This is a genomic window from Rhodococcus sp. (in: high G+C Gram-positive bacteria) (assembly GCF_049286785.1).
In the GTDB taxonomy this organism is placed as follows: Bacteria; Actinomycetota; Actinomycetes; order Mycobacteriales; family Mycobacteriaceae; genus Rhodococcus_F.
In genome coordinates, this window is record NZ_JBAQEO010000642.1 from 1 (window position 1) to 2,027 (window position 2,027).

Here is a 2,027-nt window from a genome sequence, read left to right on the forward strand (position 1 = left end):
CGGCTTCAGCTACGTGGACGTGCCGGCGACCGCCATCGTCTGCGCGATTCTGGCCATAGTGCTGGCGTTCGGCATGTCGGAGCGACTCACGGCCACCCGTGTTCAGGCCGGGGCGACCGCGCTCGCCGTGTTGCTGTCGATCGGCATCATCTTCGGAACGCTGTACCTGTCGTTCACTCCCGTGGGCTACTACTTCATCGACGGCGTCCAGGGGCGGTACTTCCTGCCGCTCGCGCTGCTCGCCTGCGCCGTGATCCTGCGGTTCATACCGCTCCGGGTGGTCGGCGCGTCCGGTCAGCCCGCGGTGCGCGGAACCAGCATCGCCGTCGTGGTGCTGACGGTGTTGTCACTGCTCACCACGGTCGCACGGTACTACTTCACCGTCTGGCTCTGACCAGCCCCGGCACGGCGGCGGCTGTCAGCCGATCACTGCCTCGGTTCGCTTGTACGCCTGCTCGGTGGTTCCCTTCTGCGGACGCCACCAGTCCTGGTTGTCCCGGTACCACTCGACAGTGGCCTCGAGTCCGCTGCGGAAGTCCTGGTAGCGCGGCGTCCATCCCAGTTCGGTGCGCAGGCGGGTCGAATCGATCGCATAACGCAGGTCGTGCCCCGGACGATCGGTGACGAAGTCGAGGTCGTCGGCGTCGCGTCCGAACAACTCCAGCAATGTCCCGACCACGGTCCGGTTGTCGAGTTCGCCGTCCGCTCCGATCAGGTAGGTCTGCCCGATCTCGCCCTTCTCGAGCACCGTCCACACCGCCCGGTTGTGATCGTCCACGTGGATCCAGTCACGCACGTTGAGTCCGGACCCGTAGAGGCGGGGTCGCACGCCGTCGATCAGGTTGGTGATCTGCCGGGGAATGAACTTCTCGACATGCTGGTACGGGCCGTAGTTGTTGGAGCAGTTCGACAGCGTGGCCCGCACCCCGAACGACCGCGCCCACGCGCGAACCAGCAGGTCGCTCGACGCCTTGGTAGCCGAGTACGGACTGGACGGGTTGTACGGCGTCGACTCGGTGAACCGTTCCGGATCGTCCAGTTCGAGGTCGCCGTACACCTCGTCCGTGGAGATGTGGTGGTAGCGGACATCGTGCGTCCGCACCGCCTGGAGCAGCGAGAACGTGCCCACCACGTTGGTCTGCACGAACGGTGACGGGTCGGCCAGCGAGTTGTCGTTGTGCGACTCCGCTGCGAAATGCACCACCGCATCGGACGCAGCGACCAGCCGATCGACCAGTTCGAAGTCGGCCACGTCGCCGTGCACGAACTCGATGCGGTCGGCCACGGGATCCAGCGACCGCCGGTTTCCGGCATAGGTGAGCGCGTCGAGCACCGTCACCTGCACGTCCGGCCGTTCGGCCACCGTCTGATGCACAAAATTTGCGCCGATGAACCCGGCACCACCGGTCACGAGAAGCCTCATGGACACCTAGCCTAGCGGCGGGTTCGAGTTTGTATCCGGGTCGAACACTGGAACACTGCGCACATGCGTGGAATCATCCTGGCAGGCGGTACCGGGTCGCGGCTTCACCCGATCACCCTCGGAGTGAGCAAACAGCTTGTCCCGGTCTACGACAAGCCGATGATCTACTACCCGCTCTCCACCCTGATGCTCGCCGACATCCGGGACATCCTCATCATCACGACGCCACACGACGCCGAACAGTTCCAGCGGTTGCTCGGCGACGGATCCCAGTTCGGCGTGAACCTCACCTACAAGGTGCAGAAGGAACCGAACGGCCTGGCGCAGGCCTTCGTCCTGGGCGCGGACCATATCGGCACCGAGTCGGTGTCCCTCGTGCTCGGCGACAACATCTTTTACGGCCCCGGGCTCGGTTCCAGGCTCAACCGTTTCGAACTCATCGAAGGCGGGGCAGTCTTCGCGTACTGGGTGTCCGATCCCAGCTCGTACGGAGTCGTGGAGTTCGACCGCACGGGTCGCGCCATCTCCATCGAGGAGAAACCCGCCGCGCCGAAATCCAACTACTCGATTCCGGGCCTGTACTTCTACGACAACGACGTCGTGT

At 64.6% G+C, this 2,027-nt stretch carries 3 protein-coding genes; 2 read left to right on the forward strand and 1 reads right to left on the reverse strand.

Annotation, left to right across the window (positions count from 1 at the left end):
• Nucleotides 1-394: DUF2142 domain-containing protein (locus WAW17_RS23270; RefSeq protein WP_422335268.1), on the forward strand; the 394-nt coding region annotated here is incomplete at its 5' end.
• A 24-nt stretch (nucleotides 395-418) separates the two neighbouring features.
• On the opposite strand, the gene rfbB is transcribed toward WAW17_RS23270, so the two are convergent.
• On the reverse strand, nucleotides 419-1,423 hold the full coding sequence (rfbB, locus tag WAW17_RS23275; protein WP_422335269.1) for a dTDP-glucose 4,6-dehydratase: 1,005 nt from the start codon (nucleotides 1,421-1,423) through the stop codon (nucleotides 419-421).
• Between the two features lie 63 nt (nucleotides 1,424-1,486).
• Here rfbB and WAW17_RS23280 point away from each other — a divergent pair.
• On the forward strand, nucleotides 1,487-2,027 hold a 541-nt coding region (locus WAW17_RS23280; protein WP_422335270.1), incomplete at its 3' end, for a sugar nucleotidyltransferase.

Excerpts from the sequence above, each read along its gene's own strand:
- rfbB (WP_422335269.1), bottom strand. The coding sequence starts at position 1,423 with ATGAGGCTTCTCGTGACCGGTGGTGCCGGGTTCATCGGCGCAAATTTT.